This window comes from Anaerotignum sp. MB30-C6 (assembly GCF_030908465.1).
Classification (GTDB): Bacteria; Bacillota; Clostridia; order Lachnospirales; family Anaerotignaceae; genus Chakrabartyella.
Window position 1 is genome coordinate 2,933,867 of sequence record NZ_CP133078.1, and the last position, 22,864, is coordinate 2,956,730.

The following is a 22,864-nucleotide window of genomic DNA, read 5'->3' on the forward strand; positions in this document are numbered from 1 at the left end:
TACAATTAGGTGAATGTAAGCTTACATTTCTGTAAGGAAGGAAAGGATGAAGGTGGTGCCCTCATTTTCCCTGCTTTGAACAGACAGATTACCACCTTGCCCCTCTACAATAGCTTTTACCAAAGGAAGCCCCAAACCCACGCCTTGCCTTTCTAACGAATGCTTGCTGCGATAAAACCGCTTAAAAATATGATGAATATCTTGAGGATTGATGCCCTGTCCATTGTCGGAAATCTGTATTCTAGTCATAAATGGAGTTCGCTCCCATGAAATACGAATGATGCCACCAACTTCCGTATGATCCAAGGCATTTTTCACAAGGTTCCCGACTGCTTCCCCCGTCCACACTGAATCACAAATGAGCATTTCCAGAGGATCCCCCTGGAAAACAATCTCTTTCCCTTCTTTTTTTGCCCTTGTTGTCAGCTGGCTAAGGGAAGTAAGTACCAAATCGTAAATGTTTCGTTTCTTTTTTTCAAAAACAATGGTTCCCACATCTAATCGAGTGATTTTCAACATGGACTGGATGAGTTGCTCCATACGGTCTATAGACAATCCCGCCTTTAGTGAAAATTCCTTTACAACCCTTGGGTTGTCTCCTTCGTTTTGGATAATCTCTTGATACATGGCAAGGGCCGCTAAGGGTGTTTTAAGCTGATGAGAAATATCAGAAATTGTGTTTTTTAAAAACTCCTTTGACCGATACACTGCATCATTCTCTGACTGAAGCATGGTAGCAAGCTGTTCAATGGAGGTAAACATCTGATAAATTGTCCCCTCCTTTACTTGGGGGAGGCGCTGGGAATAATCACCACTACTATAATTATTAACAATACCGGCCGCCTGTTGGTAGAGCCGTTCTCTTTGCCAAAGGAAGTGTAGGACACCGCTCACAAGGAAAATCGACAGCAATACGCCTGCAAGGAAAAAGGATTGCAGAGATACTCCTTGAAATTGGGTAGCGTAAGGTATAAAGGAAATAGGGCTATTTTTCGTAATGCCAAGTTGCGCTAAAAAATCCACCCCCGCTGTACTACTTTGGGTGTTTGTAATTGCCGCTGCAATGACCTCCTTTGAAACCCCTTGCTCTAAAAGGGAGCTTGCTACGGCACTATCATGGGATAGAATCATCCTACCGGCCGCCTTCGTTTGCCATCCGTGAAGCAGCACTCCCGTCAAAAGTAGCACCAGAATAAATATAAGGAGAAATAACCCCAAGTTTTGTACTTGTTTATCTCGAAATGGACTCATTTCAACACCCCTCGCCACTGATATCCAAACCCTCTAACGGTAATCAAGTGCTTCGGGTGGGAAGGGTCAAATTCCACCTTCTCCCGTAATCGCCGCACGTACACGGACAAGGTGTTATCATCCACAAAATCCCCAGTGGAGTCCCATAATTCATTGAGTATGGTGGTTCGTGTCACAACCCGGCCTGCATTTCGCACCAATAAGCACAGCAGGCGATATTCCCCACTTGTCAATTCCAGTGCTTTCCCCCCTAGTAGCACACGGCTAGCCAAAAGGTCTATTTCTATATCTCCACAGCAAATTGAATTTGGAAGATTCTTACTCAACGAACCAGCCCTGCGTAGCAAGGCCCGAATGCGTGAGCAAAGTTCTCCTAGCTTAAAGGGCTTTGTGATATAATCGTCGCCACCACTGTCCAGACCTCTGATGATATTGACCTCCTCATCTGAAGCCGTTAAGAAAATGATGGGAATTATACTACTTTGGCTTCTAACCTTTTCACAAACTTCAAAACCTGTTCCATCAGGCAAAGTAACATCAAGAAGCAGCAAATCCAAATCATCGATACCCTTTAAACGAGCCAGTGCGTCCCTTACTGTACGTACAACCTCAACATCAAAGCCGTTTTTTTTCAGGGAATATTCTAGTCCGTCAATTAAGCTTACGTCGTCTTCTAATAGTAGTATCCTACTCATGTTGCCACCCTTTCTTCGTAAACCGAATGCCTTTTACACATTACCAACTCAACTTGTTTTTTGGGAACCAGCTTGCACCATATCAAAATCTGGGGCTTTGAATTGAAAAGGGGAGCCCCTCTTTGTCATCATTATATTTCAATTCTTAGCTGGCTACAAGTTTCTTCCAGTATCTCATTCTAAAAAAATATTGCAAAAAAAAGGCAGACAATTGTTGTCTGCCTTTTAGAATATCAAATTAAACTTCTTCCTAGGAAATAAACTCATGCTCCCAATAGGAATCAACTCTGTTCTGTCCCTGTACTTCCATATCAATGAATTTCATATAGAGATAACCAGCAATGTTGGTATTTTTATCCGACAAAGCATAAGGGAAGTAAATAACCGAGTTATTATAAACATTTGAGAATTTTACTGTGGCAGAGATCAATGCCCTTGTTCCATCGTCTGTACTTGCTGTTTTAAAAGAAATAACCTCAAGCCTTAGGTCTCCAGAATCATCTGTAGAATCAAGGCCAATTTCCAACCCCTCTTTAAAAGTATTAATATCAAGAGGTCTTAATGGTTGCCCTTCTTTTTCAATATAAAACATAGGTTCAGAGAATGTTAGGGTTACCGTACCCCTATATGAACTTCCAGCATAAGAATTCCCATAGTTTGTGATTACTGTAGGTGTATCTAATGTAGGTCTGGTCTTATCCGCAGGAGTAATGTTCTCCACTTTAATCAGTGCCGAATCTCCACCGCCCACAGGGCTCTTGGCAACAGCATAGAAATTATAGTATACATCTCTTTCGATATTGTAAATGGTTATGGTTGCTCTGGCTAAGCTGTCGCCCTTGGTAATTTTGGCAGTTGCAGAACCAGCATCAATAGGCCTGTAGGCAATATTTTCTTCTATCTTTCGGATTAAACTGTAACCATTGGCTATAAGGGCTGCATCAGTTGGCATGGAGTTTTGGCTGAATACAATCCAGTCGATATCTGCCTCTTTATCAAGAGCCATCTCTATAATCGCTGAATTTTCTAGCCTATCACGAACAAATACGCTGTCTAGTTTAGGTGGTGCAACAGGCACTGTTCTAAATGGCATTTCCACCATAGGTGATGATGTTGCCGCAGGGGTTCCCTTCAAGAAACAGTACATCACATAGTTTACTTCAGGCTTTAGCCCTTCAATTCTAAACTCATATTCTGTCTGCCCACTGACAACGTTGAAGCTACCATAAACCCCATCCTGCGGTTTGTATTTTCCGCTCATAATTCCGTCAGCGGTAGGATTTGAAACAGTCCCTTCCCTTGCAATGAGGTAATAGAATGTTGCCTTTTTTGTTGTTTTCACAATTGGCCTTACAATGGTATCACCAATCTGTGTAACCCCAAGTTTGGGGTATCCAACTTCAAAAGCGGGAACAATGGTATCCGTAAAATAAACTTTTACGTTGAAATCCTTTGGATAATTCACAACAGTTACTTTGCCCTCGTTTAAGGCTTCAGTAAATCTTTCCGTTGGATTATCAGAAACAGGGCTAAGACCGGAAATACTACCTATAACGCACTTCACGCCAAAGTTAATTGTGCTTTCCCACCCTTGTCTATCTGTTTCACCGTTAATAGATACAATCCTTATACCATATTCCGTCTGTTTCAAGTCTTTGAACTTATCGTATCTATAAGTCAATTCATCATCCAAAATTTTATCTTTGATATTTTGAAGAGAAATAGACTTGTCCTTCTCAACAATCACAACACTTTCGCCAGTGGCAGACGTAACCTTGGTGAAAGTTGCACTTCCCAAAGGTTTTTCGTAAACTTCAAAGCCTACTTTTTCACTGCTTTGGAATATAATATCATAAAAAATATTATCGTTTGTTTCAGAAATCTGAGGGATTAACTCAAAAGACATATCCATGCCCACTGCTGAAATTGTTTCCAGAATTTCCACCATTGGTGCAACAGTGCTGAAAGAAGGCAATAGGGTTTTTTCATCCATTCTATTTCCCGAGGTGTCTGCGATTTTATTCAGTTCAAACTCATATGTGTTTGCACTATTTAGGCTTAGAATCCCCTTAGGGAAGGTAACCACGGTAGCCCCATCCACATCCTCAACAAGCACTTTTGTGAAGTCTATGTCTATGGCTGGCCTTCTAAGAGCAGATAAATCGTAGAGGGCAATGTTTTGCCCCAAATCCCCTTTGTCAATGGCGGATAATTTTTTCTTTGTTGCGTTATCCACAACCTCTTCACTAAACCTAATGCGAATTTCACTACCTGCTACCACATCACCACTAATGGTTTCTTCAAATTCTAATGTAGCCTTAGGTGCTGTAAAGTCCGCCGTTTTTATATCCATATATACAACATTGGAAATATTGTTAAATTTATCCTTTGCTACAATGAAAAGGTCATAGGGTGTTTCTGGTGTTAAACCAGTTAAGCTAATTTTACCTTCCACGTTTTGTTTGGCATTGATCTTACCACTTTTGATACCACTATTGCCAAGAACAACCTGATTTTTCGCTTCATCAGAATCTAAAGCAGGCTTCTCCGTGCTGGGAGGAACGGGCAATGGGAATGTATCACTTTTTTTACACAAAACATAATGAATGGTTGCATCTTCATCCACTTTAACCTTAACATCTATGGACTTATCCCCAACCTTATCTAGCACAGGGTATCCATTAGCAAAAATAGGTGCAGATAAATCTGCTGTTTGGAAATTAATTTTTGAAATTTCCGAATCTGTGAGGCCATCGGAAACAAGAATATAGAACTCATACTCGGTGAACTCTTTCAAGTTGTCTACCGTTAAAATCAGTTCCTCATTTTTCTTACATTCTTCAACGATACCTTTATTTGTTGCACCAGATACGGTTTGTGTTTTCAAATTATTGGCATTTGGCGCAACACTGCTCTTTGGCAATACTGCCCAGTAAGCCTTACAATTTTTTGTTACATTAATCGCCATATCCGCAGAAAAATTCTTTACTGTACGTATCTGTGGGTACTCTTCAATGAAATCAGGCTTTGCTTCAATTGTAATCTTTTTGATTTCTGAAAAGTTGCCACTTTTGTCTTGAGCAACGAGATAAACATCATACTCTTCTTCAGGCTTAAGCCCTGAAAATTTAATATTGGTAGGTGTGTCGCCTTTCAAGTTTGAGGACTTGCCGCTCTTTTCGGCACCCTTACCTTTCACAATCTGTTGTTTTGCTTCTTCTGAAGTAATGACAGGAGGCTCTACATTTGCCTGCTCTTGCACAGGGAATGGTGTTCCCCCAAGGTAAATTGCATAGTAAACCAGGCCTTCCTCATTTAAACTAACGCCAATCTCCGCACTATTTTTTTCAGAAGATGTGATTTTTGGGTAACCCAAGTTAAACTGAGGGGGTGTGGCATCCTTTGTGGTAAATTGAAGCTTTGTCACTGAGGACTCGTTAGATCCATCAGATAACAGAATATAGCAGTCATAGCTGTTTAATTCCTTAAGACCTACTACTTGAAGGGTATCCCCCTCAAAGCGCTTACAATCTTCTTCCACACCATTTTTCACTGTACCATAAAGCTTCTGGGATTTTAGAGCTCTGCTGTCAGGTGCTGGACGTCCCTTTTCGTATACCGCCCAATATAAGTCACTATCTTTATTGGCAACATACTCCAGGGTAGCCGATACATCAGCAACATCCTTAACCCTAGGATAACCGGACATAAAGCCAGCCTTACTATTGTCTAATGTAGAAAAATAGTCTGTTTCCCTATCACTTCTGTCATCTCGATCATCTACCAACACGGCAGATAAAATATAGTCACTTTCTTGTTCCAAACCAGTCATCTTCGCTGTATATTCTTTTTGTGAATCTACTTTTAAAGTACCAGATTTTTTAACCTCTGAGTTATACTTTCCAGGGCTAATAATTTCATCTTTGCTGGGTCTGCCGTTTTCATGATAGGTGACTGCCCAATAAATTGTGCCCGGTTTGTTGACTTTAAACTTAGCTACTGCTTCCGTAGGGCCAATTTCATCTACTTCAGGATAATCAGCTAAAATTCTAGGAGAATCAGAAGCTTCCTCCGCATCCTTGCTGGTCATATCCTTTCCGTTGATATTGGCAGTTAAGCCCGGTCTGATTTCTATTTCGTCAGGAAGCATGGAAACCTCGCTGCCTGGCGCGTTCACCTTTAGGTAATCAATTTCCCCACGCCCTGAAACCTCAATGCCCACATCCAAGTACAGTTTATCCACAAAGGTGTCTGTATCTAAAAACACCTTGCTATCTACTGCTTCTTCATCCACGATAAGGGTTTGGATGGTTTCTTTATCTAGATACAAATAATTTTCAGGCCCCTTTACCGTCACTTCATCAAACAAACCTGATAAGTGCAGTTCTGTTTTCTTAGGTCCATCCAACTCGACTTTTTTAAACCCGCCGCCACGGCTTGCCAATTCCTCCAAATAAGCGCTTGACTTGATTTTGGCTTTATCCACAATGGTGTTCCCGTTTAGCTTAATGGATTTAATGTTTTTGCTTGTCCCATCTACAATCAGGTTCGTAATGGTACTGTCTTGGAAGGTAATACTGCTCTTACCAGCATAGCTTTCTCCTGTACCGCTAACAATAACATCCCCCAAAACATGAACGTTTTCAAAATATGTATGACCTAAGCCAACCCCTTCGGTAATATAAAGATCCCCTTTGATAATGGTATCTTTTAACGTAACGCCAGAGGAGGCAATGGTCACATTTCCTTCTTGGGTTCCTAAATATTTTGTTCCGGAGGTGTTAATCAGCTCCCCAACCGCATCGGAGAGCACCTTAGCAACTTCCCCTCTTGTTATGTAGTTTTTGGGCTTAAAGCTCTTATCTTTATATCCGGAAATATAACCTTTATCCGTAGCCGAATTTACATACCCCCGACTCCAGCTAGAAATCGCCTTGCCGTCTATAAAAGAATCCTGCACACCAGGAGCTTCTTCTATTTTTAAGTTTCTGCCCAATAAGGCAACGGCCTGTTCTCTGGTCAAATTCCCCTTAGCGTTTGCCGTGCTTTTACCATCACCTGAAAAATATCCCTGGTTGTATGCAATGGCAATATCATCGGCATACCACTCAGACCCCTTAACGTCTTTAAAGGGGTTTTTACCAGCCTTATTGTAGCGAAAAGTTCTATTTATAATAGAGATGAATTCCGCTCTTGTAATAGGCTTATCAGGATGCATATTCCCATTTTTATCCCCACTCATCAGCCCTCTACTATTCAGGTTACGCATAAACGGTTCGGCCCAGTGGTTTTCAACTCCCATGTTAAAGGAAGCGGCGTAGGCACTTTCTGTATGTATAAAACATAAATCTGCCGAAATGATTGCACTCACTAAAGCAAAAGCCGTAGCCTTCTTCAGTTTGTTCAGCATTGACTTTTTAAACTGCATCATCCTCATCCATCCTTTTCCGTCTATAATTCATTGCCTGTATCTTAAAGACACTTGCCCGCAACAAACTTTCCTCTGTTCTAAGGAGTTCTAAAAACTCACATCCGTAGGCAAACATATTATAGTTTGCAACTTCTTTGCGCAAAATTTTAAATTTCACCACAATGGGTGTGTCTATCCAACTAGTCATAAATAAGTATTCATAATCCATATTTAGCTCTTCTTCACAAAGAAAACACATTCCACCACAGCTTAAATCCCTTAAGCTAACCTCTACAGGAATATCTCTCCCATCTTCGGTATAAAAAATTGTTGATTGAATTTCCACTTCAACCCTAACATCTTTATGTAATAATGGAGCCAAATTTCTAACTTCATTTAAATGGATTTTGCCATAGGAAATTTCGCTAATGTCTGCATCGTAAATTTGATTATATTTATCCTCCACTTGGAAAATAACTTTATCTCCTTCTTCGAACTGACCTAAAGTATCTTCTTCAAAGGGTATTAAAAAAGATACTCCATTTCCCATAAAACTTAAATCTGCATAATCAATCACACTGCTTTTTTCGTCTAGTAAAATACACTTAATTGACAAGGTCTATCCCTCCAAACGATCCCCAAATATTTATTTTTCATTTGTCCAATAAAACTACCTTTTCTCCGTGTCAGCCTCGGCTTCATTCGGTAAATTCGGTGAAAATTTTAGAAAATATACATAGATGTCAACGATTGCTTTATATAGCTCCTCGGGAACCTCAGCACCTAATTCAAGTCTGGATAAAATCGTTGCCAAAGATGAATCTTCATACACTGGAATACTATTATCAGATGCAACCTCCACAATTTTCTCAGCCATATGTCCCATACCTGCCGCTACGATAACTGGCGCAATCTGATCGTTGTCATATTTTAAGGCCACTGCCTTTTTACCAATCTTATCCTTATATCTTGACATTTACAGTATTTTTCCTTTCGTAAATTTTCGGAAAAACCTCAGATATGCTTACGGGAGCCTTGCTTTTGTCCACGGAAATAGAACCGATGGAAAAGCCGTTTCTCTCCAATATTTCTGTAAGTCCTGCCCGTATGCCCTTGTCCAAGGCAATTATTTTTTCTGGGCAAAAAACCTGCATATCTATCTTTCCTTTTTTGTGCATTAAAATTAAATCAAAAAATCCTACATCTTTTATGTCGAACTTAATTAACAGTTTTGTCTTTCTTTCGTTTTCTCCATGTATTCCCTCCTCATCATCGGGATCAATCCAAAGCTCAGAAAACATCATATTTCCATCAATATTTAGTGGAAGCATGATATGCAGTAATGGTACATAAACGCTTTCACTTAAGAGCATGGATGATAGGATGCCTTTAAATACATCGATATTTTCGTAGCCGGCCTCGCCCCGAATACCTCTTTCTAAAATGTTGATTAGTTTCTGGTTAAATTCATTTCCCCTGGATTCCTCCGAGAATTTTTGTATTAAAACATTGGCAAACTTTTCAGGATCTATATTCCCAAGTTTATCCTTTATTACATTATAGTTCATTAATCCCTCAAATGCATCAATAAATCCATTTTTATTTCCATTTTCGTAACGAGCAATGTTTAGAGTAAGAGATGAAATCAAATCCCTGACCCGCCCAAAATCGTTTGTATATTTAATATATTTTGATAAATAGGGAATAATCTCTTTTTTTAAGATTTCCAAGTTTTTAGTTACATCCCCAGGCTTTGCATTTTCATCCAGCCGTCCCACAATTTCTAGTAACTGCTCTGAGTAACTTTTGGGCATGTTTTTTAACAAGTTTGAAAGGTCAATAAAAATGTTATTCAAAACATGCTTACTCCCTGTAAAGTCGTTATATTTTTTCAATAAATCTAAAACTCTGGCATTTAAGTCGGAAGAATTTGACTCAGAAAGGACATTGCGTAAAAAGTCGAAAAAAGCTCCGCCAAACTTTGTGGCCTCTCCTGCTTGATTTTTGAAAAAGCCTTGGAGCTCTTCCTTGGAGAACTTCATCATCTCTAAAAACTCTGATATTTCTTGGGCAAAGTTTTCACCAAGACCCGAGCTTACCAAATTCCCCATTTTTACAAACATCAAATCCGCCATAAGCTCCGTTGTAGAAGGCATTTCTTTTAATATTTTTAAAAACCCCTCATAATTGGAGTTTTGATATTGTACGAAGTTATTTTGCTGATAGTCTGCATTGGCAGACTTACTGTCGGGCCTTGTAACCTTATTTATATTCGTTACATTATTAATATTAGGGTCATTTGTGGAAATAGGATTGGTTCTTGAGGTATTCTCATATCCAGAAACAGGGGTAGAGACTTTTAATACATTTGACATAATTTCACTTCCTTTCCTTTTCACTATTATGATTTACATCTTTTTGTCGATTAAATTATATAGTATAATTAACCAAATGGTATAACTTATTTTTTTCTAAGGTGGTGCTCATGAATGAACAACGGCATGGATAGTATGATTGATATGTATCTTTTCGAAACAAACTCTCTACTTGAGCAGTTGGAAAATATTATGCTTGAAGCAGAAAAAGCAAAAGCATTTTCTTCCGAAGATATTGACGAAATTTTCCGCATTATGCATACAATCAAAGGTTCCTCTGCAATGATGGAATTCGACTCTATTTCTAAAATAGCACATAGAGTTGAAGACCTTTTCTTTATCTTTAGACAGAACAATACAACAAATACCTTTTCGGAACCCATGCGCAAAGAGCTTTTTGATTTAATACTTAAAACAAATGACTTTATGTGCACAGAGGTAGCGAAAATCGAACAAAATGAACCTATCACTGATAATATCGACAATTTTATAACCGATATTAATACTTTTATCGAAAAATTGAACTCCAATGAAGCAAGTCCAGCAGAAAGTGCAGTAGTATCAAAAACGGATGACAAACACAACGTACCACAAAACGAGGCTTCTTTGCAATCCATTCCTGCAACAACCTCACCATATATCATTAAAATTCTATTTGATGATGGTTGTGGAATGGAACATTTGCGTGCGTTTATGGTAAAAAGCTCCGTGGCTGAGGCAATTGGAAACATATTTAAGTTTTATCCCGAAGATGTAGAAACCAACGCCGAAACTTGCAACTATATTATTGATAACGGCTTTTTCATTTTCCTTGATGATGAAAATTTGGTGGATTCTACAGTGGCTGCAATTAAGAATTCCCTCAACATTGCCTCTTTTGAAGTTATGTTGAACCCAGCTTTGGAAAATACTCAAAAAAAAGGGAACGAAAGTGATGCTCCCTCCAAAGAGAAGGCTGGAAGTAGTGTTGCTACCAGCAAAAGCAAAGCAAATAAAGGAAACAACGGTTCTGCCGCTTCCCATCAACAGACAAAGCAAAGCATTATTAGCGTGAACCTGTCCAAGCTTGATAAACTCATGGCGATTGTTGGTGAAATCGTAATCACTGAATCCATGGTAACATCATCTCCTGACCTAAAGGGGCTTAAGCTGGATAACTTCACAAAGTCTGCCAGACAGTTAAGAAAATTAACTGATGAATTGCAAGATATTGCTATGTCAATGCGTATGGTTCCTATCTCTGGTGTATTTAATAAAATGAACCGTATTGTGCGTGATATGGGGCAAAGTTTAAATAAAGACGTTCGTCTTACCATTATCGGTGAAAACACGGAATTGGACAAAACCATTGTGGATAGTATCAATGACCCCTTAATCCATATTGTTAGAAACTCTATGGACCATGGTATCGAAGCCCGTGTAGAAGACAGAATTGCCGCTGGCAAGGACCCTCAGGGCGAAGTTATTCTTGAAGCAAAACATACAGGTAGTGATATCATTATCACCATATCCGATGATGGTGCTGGCGTTGATACGGAAAAAGTAATGGAAAAGGCAAAACGCAACGGCATATTGACAAAGCCAGAAAGTGAATATACAAAAAAAGAAGCCCTTTCCCTTCTCCTTGCCGCCGGTTTTTCTACCAATGAAGCCGTTACTGAGTATTCAGGACGTGGTGTTGGCATGGACGTAGTAAAACAAAACATTGAAAAAGTTGGTGGCATTGTTTCTATTGACAGCGAACTGGGCGAAGGCACTTGCATTACCCTAAAAATTCCTTTAACTTTAGCAATTGTTGATGGTATGGAAATTGCCGTTGGTAAATCCACCTTTACGATGCCAATTACAAATATCAGACAGTCCTTTAAGTGTGAGCGTGAAGATGTCATCCTTGACTCTTTGGGCAATGAAATTATTGAACGTATGGGGAACTATTATTCCATTATCCGTTTACACAGCCTGTATAATATTGAAACAGAGATTACTGACATTGAAGACGGCATTTTGGTATGGGTTGAAGCCAGCGACAAATCCTACTGCCTATTCGTTGATAGCTTTATTGGGGAACAACAGGTGGTTGTAAAACCTTTGCCCACATATCTCAATAGTTTTAATATTAAAAACTCTGGGGTTGCAGGATGCACCATTTTAGGCGATGGTAATATTAGCATTATCTTGGATGCCCTTAGTCTTCATACAGCATTCATGAATTCGTTATAAGGGGGAATGTGAAAATGAATATGTCAAATAATTTTTCTGAAATAATGGATGAGGATTTTATGGTAACAGAAGCAGATGATAACGTGAACAAGTACCTCACCTTTATCTCTGCAGAATTAACCTATGGAATACCCATCGAAAACGTAGTAGAAATTATAACAAATCCCAGCATCACACCTCTACCTATGGTTCCCACATTCGTAAAGGGTATCATTAACCTAAGAGGCCAGATTGTTCCCATTATTGATATTCGGGAAATCATGAACAAGCCTGTTTGCGAAGATACTTCTATACTATGCGTAATCATTTTAGAAATTGGTTCGATTTCCATTGGTATTTTGGTTGATACCGTTTTACAGGTAATCAATGCACCCAATAAGATGTCTGAACCACCCTCTAAAAATCTTGACTTCATTAGTGGAATGACAAATCTTAGTGATGGCAGCATCATGTTCTGCTTAGATTGTGATGCGTTAGTTAGCAATAAATAAAATAAGGTGGTACATGAATGAATATATTAAAAGAAGAAGACTTTATCCGTTTATATACCTTCATCCAAAAAAAATACGGGATAAATCTCTCTAAGAAAAAACAGTTAATTGAAGGTCGGCTAAACTCAACCCTCTTTACAATGGGATTTACTGATTTTTCCGAATATGTTGATTATATCCTTACCAAAGCCTCGGAAAAAGACATTGAGGTAATGTTAAATAAGCTTACAACGAACTATACGTATTTTATGCGAGAGAAGGTACATTTTGATTTTTTCACTCATACGATACTGCCTGCCCTCGTAAAAAATAAAAAGGATAAGGTCTTAAGTATTTGGAGTGCAGGATGCTCTACGGGGCAAGAACCCTACACCCTCTCCATTTTAATCAAAGAGTTTTTAGGCAAAGAAGCACCTTTGTGGGACACTAGAGTCTTGGCAACAGATATTTCCCAAAAGGTTTTGCTCCAAGCTCAAAAAGGCGTATATCCCCAAGACTCTTTAAAAGATATGCCCAGCGAATGGGTACGTAAATATTTTAGGCGTGTTGGGAATACTGATCAGTATGAAGTGACACCGGAATTAAAAGCAAACGTAATTTTTAAAACCTTTAATCTTATGGATCCAATTCAATTTAAGATTCCATTTGATGTAATTTTTTGTCGAAATGTAATGATTTATTTTAACCAACCCACAAAAGATGCTTTGGTAAATAGATTTTATAATTCTACCAAACCGGGCGGATACCTTATTATTGGACTTTCAGAAACAATTAATAAGAACAGTTCAAATTATAAATATATCATGCCTGCTACGTACCGAAAAATTTAAAATGTAAAAAGAAAGGTAGCTTTAAATGAACAAAAAAATTAAGGTATTAGTCGTAGATGACTCGCTATTCTTCCGAGGAGTACTCACAAAAAAACTTGCTGAATTCAGCAATATCGAAGTTTTGGGATATGCTAGAGATGCCTTTGAAGCAAAGGAAAAGATACCGGAGCTAAAGCCTGATGTTGTTACCCTTGACGTTGAAATGCCTAAACTAAACGGAATTGAATTCCTAAAACAGCTCCTTCCTGAGCATCCTGTTCCCGTTGTATTGGTTTCATCCGTCAGCATTAATGTATTTGATGCGTTGGCAGCAGGCGCAGTGGATTTTGTTAGAAAGCCTGACCTTTCTAAAGTAGATACTATTTCATCTTTTATGAATGAGCTTGCATCAAAAATTACCATTGCAAGCCGTGCCAAGGTAACTACAAACAAAAGCAAAAGTGCAGTCTCGACGCTGACAAGAAACAGTTTCATGCCAATAAAAACATCTCCGTTGGCAAACGCAACAATCATCGCCCTTGGTGCATCCACGGGTGGAACAGAGGCGACCATTTCTGTCATCAAGGATTTGCCTCCAGACACCCCAGGCATTTTGGTTGTGCAGCATATGCCCCCTGGGTTTACAAAAATGTATGCCGAAAGGTTAAATCGCATTTGCAAAATGGAGGTTCGTGAAGCTGTTGATGGAGATATCGTGAAAAATGGCTTAGTTCTCATTGCTCCCGGCGATTATCACATGAGGCTTGCAAAAATGGGTCCTAACTTCGTAGTAAAATGTTTTCAAGCAGATAAAGTAAGCGGCCACCGCCCATCCGTTGATGTGTTGTTTAATTCCGTTGCGGAAGTGGCAAAAAAAAATGCCGTTGGCATTATTATGACAGGAATGGGAAGGGACGGAGCCCAGGGGCTTTTGAATATGCGTAAACAAGGGGCTTATACCATAGGCCAAAGCAGGGAATCTTGCGTTGTGTATGGTATGCCCATGGAAGCAAAAAACATTGGCGCTGTAACCATCGAAGCTTCAAGTGAAAATATTCCCCATGTTTTGCGTAAACACCTGTCAATGCTTTAAGTCAATGACTTTGGGTATTGGACTGACATAAGAAGTGTCACCCCACCTAAAAAGGTGGGGAACTTCCTAAGTCCGCTGGCACACCTTTTTTAAGGTGTGCTTTTTTATTTTTTAAAATAGAAATATTATTATTTTGCCGTCCTTGCCGATATATATATAAGAACATAATTATCTGATAAATATTAAGGAGAATTATATGAAGGTTACTTTAAATAGTTTTTTTAATCTGCAGCCTACCAACAAAAACAAAGAAAAAACCACGCAGATTCCTGCACAAAACGCTACCGCCAGGAATAAAAACTGCGACGAAATAATTATAAGTGCAAAATTTGAAAAAGCGGATGAAAGCCGCTTTGTTAGCGAGCTTAAAAATAATATCTCCACAGAAGTCAATACACCTTGTTCCGAAGAAAAAATAGCCAACTTAAAACAACAAATCGCAGAAGGAACATATAAAATCGATATTGATGAAATTGCAAAAAAAATGTTGCTTCAGTAGTATAGAAAAGGATGAAAAAAAATGATCACTATTTTAGATTTTAACACCATAGTTTTAAGCTTAATCGAACTTCTTAGAAACCTGACTATCATTGAGCAAGACAAGTTAAAAGCGGTTACTTCCAATGATTTAGACGCTTTAAATAATTGCATTAAAAGCGAACAGGTTGAAGTGTTAAAGTTAAAGGGCTTAGACAAAAAGCGAGAGCAGATTCAAGCTGCCTTGGGCTTTGAAAATCTTACTTTCAAAGAAATGATTCCCTTGTTACCAACGGAGCAAAAAGAAGAAAGCCAAAAGCTCTATACCACCCTTCAGCAAACAACCAATGAATTTACTGCAATCAACAATAGTGTAAAAACCGCCATTGACGTCAACCTACACACCATCAATGCAGCCATTAGCAAATTAAACATAAACCCAGACAACGAAGGAAAGCAAGGACCCTCTGGGAGTAATTTGAAAAATATATTTGCTTAATCACTTCATAAATCACCAAAGGGGGAAATTGAATGCGTTCAACATTTGCTGGGTTTACAACTGCCCAATTAGGACTACGTGCAAGCCAATATGGACTCAATGTAACGGGTCAAAATATTTCAAATATTAATACAACAGGATATACAAGACAGGTAGTGGATCAAATCAGTCTAAACTTGAAAAATGCTGGCCGCTATGCCACAGGGGTTAACGTAGGCCATGGCGTTTTAGTTACGGGGATTTCTCAAGTAAGAGACCCCTATCTAGACATTCGATTCCGAAACGAAATTGGCAAGGTGGGGGAAGCCGACGTAAAACTAGCTGGTCTTAAAGAAATTGAATCCATTTTAGATGAGGTTGCCAAAGATGGTATTCAGTCGCAACTTGGCGACATGATGAAAATGTTGCAAAAACTTTCTACAAATGTAAGCAGCAAGGAATTTGAAAACATGGTAAAATCCTCTGCGGACTCTTTAACAAAATTTATAAACCAATGTGCGAAACAATTGGAAACCGTTCGTGAAAATCAGGAGTATAACCTAACTCAGGTTGATATCCCTGAAGTCAACAATATCCTCTCAAACATTGCAGAGTTAAATAAGTCAATTAAAGATGGTCAAGTGAACGGAAACCCTGCCCTAGAACTTATTGATCAAAGAAATGTCCTGATCGACGAATTGGCTAGTTACGTAAAAATAGACGTAAAATATGTTCCCACTAAAATTTCAGAAAATTTAACCATTGACGAGCTACAAATTGATTTTGTTGGTGCAAATAAAACAATCAATCTCTTAGATCATGCAGGTCATGTGAACTTTGAAATTCCCAATGGAACAACACAGCTAAATATCGTTGATAGCAACGGTAATCCTATTAAAGATGCCACTGGTAACACAATTGGTGAAAATATTTTCAGTGAACTGACCACAGGTTCCTTAAAAGCTTCTTTGGAGCTATTAAACAAGTCTGGCGAATTTGACGGAGACACCAACTCCTTTAGAGGTATTGGTTATTACCAGCAGATGCTTGATGTTTTTGCAAACAAATTGGCCACCACATTTAACGATATAAATAACGCTGGCCTTCCTGCTGGCACACCCCCAGCAGACCTCCACGATTTATTCGGTTCAACAGATGGAGGGCAAATTAACGCAAAAAATATTTGTATCGCTTCTGGATGGGCTAATTCTAAATATGGTATCACGGCCTCTGTCACGTCAGATGGAAGCACTCCCCCTTCGGGAGCAAACGATAATATTTTGAAAATGATCTCGGCAATGCAAGCTGACCAAGAATTTATCTACGGCGGAACACTTCCTGATCCCTCCGATGATATTACATTGTTTAAAGGTTCTTTCAATGAGTTTATTTCCAGCCTTAACTCCACTTTGGGTATTGATATTAAGTCCACAGGAACCCTACTAGACAACCATGTATCCGTTGCCAAGGAGATTTCCAATGCAAAGGACGCTATCTCTGGGGTGAGCCTTGACGAGGAAGGTATGAACTTATTGAGATATCAAAAATCCTACGCAGCAGCAGCAAGATTAATGACTACCTTGGATGAAGCATTAGACACCGTAATCAACAAAATGGGTATTGTAGGTAGATAATGAAAAGGAGTTGCTTTAAATGAGAATCACAACCAATCAGGTTTTACGAAATTACCAAACAAATCTTTCAAAATCAGCCGTGGAATTGGATAGTGCAAGAAATCGGGTAATGACAAAAAGAAATTTCAACAAGGTTTCCGAAGACCCCGCATCGGCGGCAAAAGCTTATAAGCTAAGAAAAGAATATCTGGATAATGATAATTACCTTGATAATGTTCAAAGCGTAATTTCTCACTTTGACGCCGCTGAGAGCAGCGCAATGCAAATGACTGAAATTGCCAAAGGGGCTAACGCACTTATTTTGGAAGGCATCAATGGAACCGCAAGCGAAGAACAACGAAAAACGATTGCAACCAGTCTTAGAAAAATGCAGGAATCCCTGGTAATGTCTGCAAACTCAAAACTTGGTGAAACCTTTCTTTTTGGGGGTGAAACAACGGACTCTGTCCCCTTTGAACTGGTTGATGGAAAGCTTCAGTACTTTGGCCTTGATGTTTCTAGCACCGACCCTGATGTGCAAGCCAAATTAAAAGATATGGTTGGGGAGGAAATCCTTGTAGATTTAGGTTTTGGTATGTCTTTTAGTGGGGGAAGTGTTGTTGGCAATAGTGCCTTTAATACTGCTTTTTCCGGCCTTAGCCCCCTTGGTTTTGGACAAAAGGATGGCATGGATCAAAACATTGTAAATCTACTAGGCGAAGTTGCAGATGAGTTGGAAAAAAATCCTGTTGATAAAGAAAAGCTAAATGATCTTTCCAAGCAATTTGACCAATCCAGAAGTAACCTCACCGACTTTGTTACTGTTTTGGGTACAAAGAGCAACTTCCTTGAGTCTACCAAAAATCGTCTGGATGATAACCGCATTACACTGAATGAAGAAATTGTTTCAGTTGAACATGTAAATTTGGCAGAAGCAATTACAAGTTATTCATGGGCACAATTTGCATATAATGCTGCACTAAAGGTTGGTAATAGTATTTTGAGTCAATCATTTATAGATTTTATGAGATAAAAAAATATAGTGAGAGGGGCGGAGTACGGTGGAACCATTATTAAAAATTACGACAATACCGTTATCCTTTGAAATGAAGGTTAATAATGCACGCTTAGAATATAAAAACTCAAACGCTGAACTAGAACTTACAAGAGATTCTGGAGGTCTCAGAATTAAAAGCAACCCAATCAGGTTGGATATCGATTCTTTTGAGTGTTATAATTCTGTAAATCCATCACTCAGAACAAGCATTAAAGATGCCGCTGAAAAAGGTAAGATGGCGGCCTACGAAGCTACCGCAGCATATGCACGGGAAGGTAAATTGTTTCTGAATGCGAAGATAGGTGAAGATGTGATTGGGAAAATCGTAAGTTCTAAAATGGAAGTCAATACAAACGTGGGCTTAGCCTTTACCCCTACTGCAAAACCCGAGTTGAATTGGTCTGACCCAGAAATAACCATTCAGTATGAACTAGATAAACTTAACTTTGAATGGAAAGTAATGAACGGGAACTTTGAGTTTATACCAGGGAATATCGAAATATCCATTACACAACAACCCGATGTTGTCATTGAATATGTGGGCAGCCCTATCTATGTGCCACCAAGTGCCGACCCTGAGTATGTTCCTACTACCGATTTAAGAGCATAATTAAACGAGGTGAATAAATGGAACTGGTAACAAAATATTTTTCTAACATGGAATTTAGTGATAAAGATGTTATTTTGTTTGAAAATGGCCTTTTTGGATTTGAACAGTTCAAAAAGTTCATACTAATCAGATTTGAAAACAATAGCAGTTCTCCCATTTGTCTGCAAAGTATAGATGATGGAAATATTGCCTTTGTAATGATAAATCCCTATGACTTTATTCCCGATTATAGTGTACCCCTTGGGGCTGAAGACTATAAAGATTTAAAGTTAGAGGATACAAATAATCTAGCGGTATATAATATTTGTGTACTAAAGGATGATGTCCCACAAAGTACCACAAACTTAAGGTGTCCTGTCATCGTGAATACTGAAACTAGATTAGCAAAGCAAATTGTTTTGGATAATACGGATTATCCTTTTAAGTATCCCTTTCAAAAGCTTATAAATAAGGAGGGCTGATATGCTGGTATTACAGAGGAAAACTGGTCAATCCATATATATAGGCGATGATATTAAAATTACAATACAGGATATCACCTCTGATAAAGTGAAAATTTCCATTGAGGCGCCAAAAGATATCCCCATCGTTCGTGAGGAACTAAAACTTGCCTCAATGAGTAACCAAGAGGCGTTAACCTCTACGAGCAACTCCATTGAGCTGCTGAAAAAAATATTTGATAAATAATAAAAAGGAAATGCCGTTTTTGGTATTTCCTTTCATTTTTTAATAAACTTTTTACCAAATAAAAAAGGTGAAACAATTTTCATTGCAACACCCTATTCCTTAACCATGGTATTATTTTTAAATATAAGCCTTCCCTGTGGCAACAATAGAAATATAGCCAGAAATCTGCAAGGATGTAAGTTTCCCCTCTTTTACAGTTGCCTCAACACCCATTACCCCTCCAGGTTGCTTGCACTGCAAAGAAATGTCCTTTCCTGCTTGCATTGCCAAATAAGCGCCTATGGCAGAGGTTCCGCTTCCGCAGCCTTTCTCCCAAACTAAACTAGCTCCCTTCAGGCAAACAAGTGGTTCTAACTGCTCTGTTCTTTCATCCCAAAGGATTATCCCGAAAGCATCGGGCATTCTTTCCTCCCACATAAAAGCCGCCTGTTCCGCCATGTTTTTGGCATCTTCTCCCCATAGCTCTCGCTTCACAATAATATGGGATATCCCTTCAAAACGCACCACGGGCAATTCATAAACTGCCCTGCCCAGCTGAAACGTCTCTGTCTCTACAGACAAAGGCTTAGGCATGTCTACCCTTCCATAATACCCCTGGTCCTGTTTCTTTTGAACTTCACAAGAAATCAATTCTTTTGCACCGGATACTTCCAACAAAACTGTTTCTTTCACGCCCAAGGGTATATGCTTTTGCTCCATCAGCCATGCAGCTAGGGACATGGTTGCATTTCCACAAAATTCTCCTGCCATCATGCGCAAAGCCTTTGCAGCACGTTTATCCTCAGGCTCATGGATAAAGCCCGTCTGCTCGCCGTAAACGCCATCATACGCCATTAGCTTCTGTGCGATCCCTAATTGATTTTCCGGTGGAATTTCAGTTTCCACCAAAATGGTCATGTTTTGAGTTGGGCTAGTTTTAATAAATTCTATTTCCATAAGCACCTCGCCTTTACTGTTGAAAGCGTCCCAAAAAAGCTTTTGTTCGTTCCTGCTTGGGATTATTTATTACCTCTTCCGGTGCGCCTTCTTCTACAATAACTCCACCATCCATAAAAATAATATGATTTGATACATCTCTAGCAAAAGACATTTCATGGGTTACAATGACCATTGTCATATGTTCCGCCGCTAAATCCTTAATAACCTTGAGGATTTCCCCTGTCAACTCTGGGTCAAGGGCTGAAGTGGGCTCATCAAAAAATAGAATTTCAGGTTTCATTGCCAATGCACGAGCTATGGAAACACGCTGTTGCTGGCCACCGGAAAGCTGATGAGGGTAAGCGTCCTCTTTATCAGAAAGACCCATTTTCGCCAAAAGTTCCCTCGCCTCAGCATATACTTCATCCTTCGGTCGTTTTCCAATTAAAATTGGTGGTTCCGTTATATTTCTCATAACGGAATAGTGGGGAAATAAATTAAAATTTTGGAATACTAGGCCAAAGTGTTTTTTGATTTCTCTAAGCTTATTGTCATCGCTATATATAGATTTTCCAGTGCCATCCGCTTTTGTAGCATGGTTCCCTAAGTAAATTAAATCGCCACCGTCCATGGTCTCCAGTAAAGTGGCACAACGTAACAATGTAGACTTTCCCGATCCAGAAGGTCCAATGATGGATACAACTTGTCCTTCTGATACAGAAAGAGAAATATCCTTCAATACCTCGTTGTCACCAAATTTTTTATTACAGTGGTTTATTTCCAATACCTTCATTTTTGTTGCCCTCCTTACCGATAATAACTCAAGGATTTTTCCACCCGTTCCATTACATACGCAACGACCCAGTTAAATATAAAGTAGAATACACCTGCAATAAATAGGGGAATAATCGTTGTTTTGGCTGCTGCAATCTGCTTTGCCAAGGTAAACATTTCCGTATAGTTTAATACAAAGGCCATAGCAGTGTCCTTTACCAATGTAATAATTTCGTTGGTAACAGGAGGTAAAATACGTTTCACCATTTGAGGGAAAACAATCTTGAAAAAGGTTTGATATTTATTGTATCCCAAAACCGAAGCCGCTTCATACTGGCCAACGGGAATGGATTCAATACCAGAACGGTAGATTTCTGCAAAGTATGCAGCGTAGTTTACGGAAAAACCAATTAAGACTGCCATAAAGCGGTAGCTTTTGCTAAGGGTCACACCAAAAATATAGTATGGTGCAAAATAAACGACCAAAAGCTGTAACATTAAGGGTGTACCCCTCAAAATGGAAATGTAGACTTTTGCTAGAAATTGAATAGGCTTAAAGTTTCCAATCCATTTACGAAGACCTTTTTCCTGAAATTTATCTTCAGGGAGCAAAAAAGCAAAAGGCGCCCATTTTGACATACGGCCAAAGGCCACTAAAAGACCCAAAGGCATAGAAAATACCAATGTCAAAACGAAAATAAATAACGTTGCCAGCATACCTCCTGCAAGTTGCTGTATAATACTTAGATATTCGGCTATATCCATAAAAAACGTCCCGTCCTTTCCAGTTATTTACATGATTCATTTAAAGCGGGACAAGCGTGCCGGATTTCCGGCACGCTTCATTAACCCCTTTATTCTTTATTAAAATTATTTGCCAAGGCAAACCATCTGATCCAGATTGTAATCTTTATAATTAGCTACGATAGAATCAAAAGTACCATCTTCTACCATTTCATATAAAGTTTCCTGAACCTGATCTCTCAGCTGGGTATCGTCCAATCTAAAGCCGATTGCATACTGTTCTGTGGAAAGAGGTTCTTCCATCATTTCAAAGCCTTCGCCACGAGAAGATAACTGATACTGAGCCACACCGATATCTACTGCAATGGCGTCAATAGAACCTGCTTCTAAATTCATAAATGCTGTATTATAATCTGCAGTCTGCTCCAAAGATGCAAAGCTCGCCGCCAAAGCCAGGTTTTCTTCATTGTCTTCTTCATTTGTTAAAGCGGCCAATGCAGATGAGTCCGCTTGTGTCATAACAACTTTGTCTGCCAAATCAGCCTCTGTTTTAATCCCTGAATCTGATTTTACCACAAATACAATGCTGTTATCAACATAAGGATCAGAGAAAGTATAATTTGCTTCTCTGCCTGTCATTGTAAAGCCATTCCAGATACAGTCGATAGAGCCGCTGTTTAACTCCATATCCTTGGCATCCCAGTCGATAGGCTGTTTTACCAACTCCCAGCCACGACGTTCACAAACCTCTGCCGCCAAGTCCAAGTCAAAACCTACATAATCCCCTGCTTCGTTACGGTAACCGTAAGGAGGATATTCTGCATCAAAACCTACAATTAATTTTGTACGCTCCTTAGTTGCAGTATTATCTGCCGCAGGTGCCTCATTTGCCCCAGCATCGCCACCGCCACAGCCTGCTAATACAGAAACGCTCATTACCATTGTCAAGAACAGTGCTAAATATTTTTTCATTCTTCATTTCCCCTTTTTTATATTGTCTACTTTTACGACCAACCTGTCGCTTTATTCTTTATTATATTACCACATTACCACACTAAAGTAAAGTGCTATTTTTATATTTTTTGAAGTTTTTTGAGGAATAAAAAAAGCGAACATCGATTGTCCGCTTTTTTATAAAGACGTAAAAAAATTCTTTGTTTCT

General features: G+C 39.1%; 21 protein-coding genes. 11 read left to right on the top strand and 10 right to left on the bottom strand.

The genetic code is table 11. The features are described 5' to 3' along the window. Positions 1-21 precede the first annotated feature (21 nt). The 6 genes from RBQ60_RS14420 to RBQ60_RS14445 all read right to left on the bottom strand — a co-directional run bounded on the left by RBQ60_RS14420 (position 22) and on the right by RBQ60_RS14445 (position 9,731). Positions 22-1,251, bottom strand: coding sequence for a sensor histidine kinase (locus RBQ60_RS14420; protein ID WP_307884373.1), 1,230 nt, complete (start codon positions 1,249-1,251; stop codon positions 22-24). Next, the gene (locus tag RBQ60_RS14425) at positions 1,248-1,946 is read right to left on the bottom strand and encodes a response regulator transcription factor (RefSeq protein WP_307884374.1); all 699 of its coding nucleotides are present in this window, start codon (positions 1,944-1,946) and stop codon (positions 1,248-1,250) included. Before RBQ60_RS14425 ends, RBQ60_RS14420 begins: the two co-directional genes overlap by 4 nt. Before the next feature lie 250 nt (positions 1,947-2,196). Beyond that, complete coding sequence (locus RBQ60_RS14430) at positions 2,197-7,377, bottom strand: S-layer homology domain-containing protein (RefSeq protein WP_307884375.1); 5,181 nt, start codon at positions 7,375-7,377, stop codon at positions 2,197-2,199. Then, positions 7,364-7,972: a PilZ domain-containing protein gene (locus tag RBQ60_RS14435; RefSeq protein WP_307884376.1), complete on the bottom strand. Its 609-nt coding sequence runs from the start codon at positions 7,970-7,972 to the stop codon at positions 7,364-7,366. The genes RBQ60_RS14430 and RBQ60_RS14435 overlap by 14 nt, the downstream gene beginning before the upstream one ends. Positions 7,973-8,026: 54 nt before the next feature. After that, positions 8,027-8,332, bottom strand: coding sequence for an EscU/YscU/HrcU family type III secretion system export apparatus switch protein (locus RBQ60_RS14440; protein ID WP_307884377.1), 306 nt, complete (start codon positions 8,330-8,332; stop codon positions 8,027-8,029). Next, the gene (locus RBQ60_RS14445; RefSeq protein WP_307884378.1) at positions 8,319-9,731 is read right to left on the bottom strand and encodes a hypothetical protein; all 1,413 of its coding nucleotides are present in this window, start codon (positions 9,729-9,731) and stop codon (positions 8,319-8,321) included. Before RBQ60_RS14445 ends, RBQ60_RS14440 begins: the two co-directional genes overlap by 14 nt. Before the next feature lie 114 nt (positions 9,732-9,845). On the opposite strand from RBQ60_RS14445, the gene RBQ60_RS14450 reads away from it, so the two are divergent. The 11 genes from RBQ60_RS14450 (at position 9,846) to RBQ60_RS14500 (ending at position 19,266) form a co-directional block, all read left to right on the top strand. Continuing rightward, on the top strand, positions 9,846-11,951 hold the full coding sequence (locus RBQ60_RS14450) for a chemotaxis protein CheA (protein ID WP_307884379.1): 2,106 nt from the start codon (positions 9,846-9,848) through the stop codon (positions 11,949-11,951). Between the two features lie 14 nt (positions 11,952-11,965). Continuing rightward, positions 11,966-12,442 (top strand): chemotaxis protein CheW, encoded by a 477-nt coding sequence (locus tag RBQ60_RS14455; RefSeq protein WP_307884380.1) that lies wholly within the window; start codon positions 11,966-11,968, stop codon positions 12,440-12,442. Positions 12,443-12,459: 17 nt separating this feature from the next. Then, the gene (locus tag RBQ60_RS14460; RefSeq protein WP_307884381.1) at positions 12,460-13,272 is read left to right on the top strand and encodes a CheR family methyltransferase; all 813 of its coding nucleotides are present in this window, start codon (positions 12,460-12,462) and stop codon (positions 13,270-13,272) included. Between the two features lie 25 nt (positions 13,273-13,297). After that, entirely contained in the window at positions 13,298-14,344 is a 1,047-nt protein-coding gene (locus RBQ60_RS14465) for a protein-glutamate methylesterase/protein-glutamine glutaminase (protein WP_307884382.1), read from the top strand. A gap of 196 nt (positions 14,345-14,540) precedes the next feature. Then, the gene (gene flgM, locus RBQ60_RS14470) at positions 14,541-14,843 is read left to right on the top strand and encodes a flagellar biosynthesis anti-sigma factor FlgM (protein ID WP_307884383.1); all 303 of its coding nucleotides are present in this window, start codon (positions 14,541-14,543) and stop codon (positions 14,841-14,843) included. A 21-nt stretch (positions 14,844-14,864) separates the two neighbouring features. Then, complete coding sequence (flgN, locus tag RBQ60_RS14475; RefSeq protein ID WP_307884384.1) at positions 14,865-15,320, top strand: flagellar export chaperone FlgN; 456 nt, start codon at positions 14,865-14,867, stop codon at positions 15,318-15,320. A gap of 32 nt (positions 15,321-15,352) precedes the next feature. Beyond that, on the top strand, positions 15,353-16,933 hold the full coding sequence (gene flgK, locus RBQ60_RS14480) for a flagellar hook-associated protein FlgK (RefSeq protein WP_307884385.1): 1,581 nt from the start codon (positions 15,353-15,355) through the stop codon (positions 16,931-16,933). 19 nt (positions 16,934-16,952) lie between these two features. Beyond that, entirely contained in the window at positions 16,953-17,945 is a 993-nt protein-coding gene (locus RBQ60_RS14485; RefSeq protein ID WP_307884386.1) for a flagellin N-terminal helical domain-containing protein, read from the top strand. Between the two features lie 28 nt (positions 17,946-17,973). Continuing rightward, the gene (locus RBQ60_RS14490; RefSeq protein WP_307884388.1) at positions 17,974-18,579 is read left to right on the top strand and encodes a DUF6470 family protein; all 606 of its coding nucleotides are present in this window, start codon (positions 17,974-17,976) and stop codon (positions 18,577-18,579) included. Between the two features lie 17 nt (positions 18,580-18,596). Then, positions 18,597-19,040 carry a flagellar assembly protein FliW gene (gene fliW, locus RBQ60_RS14495; protein ID WP_307884389.1) on the top strand — a complete coding sequence of 148 codons (444 nt, stop codon included), beginning with the start codon at positions 18,597-18,599 and terminating at the stop codon, positions 19,038-19,040. A gap of 1 nt (position 19,041) precedes the next feature. After that, entirely contained in the window at positions 19,042-19,266 is a 225-nt protein-coding gene (locus tag RBQ60_RS14500; RefSeq protein WP_307884390.1) for a carbon storage regulator, read from the top strand. Positions 19,267-19,383: 117 nt separating this feature from the next. Here RBQ60_RS14500 and RBQ60_RS14505 read toward each other — a convergent pair whose 3' ends face one another. From RBQ60_RS14505 to RBQ60_RS14520, 4 genes are all read right to left on the bottom strand, one after another. Continuing rightward, positions 19,384-20,202 (bottom strand): hypothetical protein, encoded by an 819-nt coding sequence (locus RBQ60_RS14505; protein WP_307884391.1) that lies wholly within the window; start codon positions 20,200-20,202, stop codon positions 19,384-19,386. 13 nt (positions 20,203-20,215) lie between these two features. Beyond that, complete coding sequence (locus RBQ60_RS14510) at positions 20,216-20,977, bottom strand: amino acid ABC transporter ATP-binding protein (RefSeq protein ID WP_307884392.1); 762 nt, start codon at positions 20,975-20,977, stop codon at positions 20,216-20,218. Positions 20,978-20,991: 14 nt separating this feature from the next. Continuing rightward, a complete protein-coding gene (locus RBQ60_RS14515) occupies positions 20,992-21,723 on the bottom strand; it encodes an amino acid ABC transporter permease (protein ID WP_307884393.1) in 732 nt (243 codons plus the stop codon). A 105-nt stretch (positions 21,724-21,828) separates the two neighbouring features. After that, entirely contained in the window at positions 21,829-22,674 is an 846-nt protein-coding gene (locus tag RBQ60_RS14520) for an amino acid ABC transporter substrate-binding protein (protein WP_307884394.1), read from the bottom strand. Between the last annotated feature and the right edge of the window lie 190 nt (positions 22,675-22,864).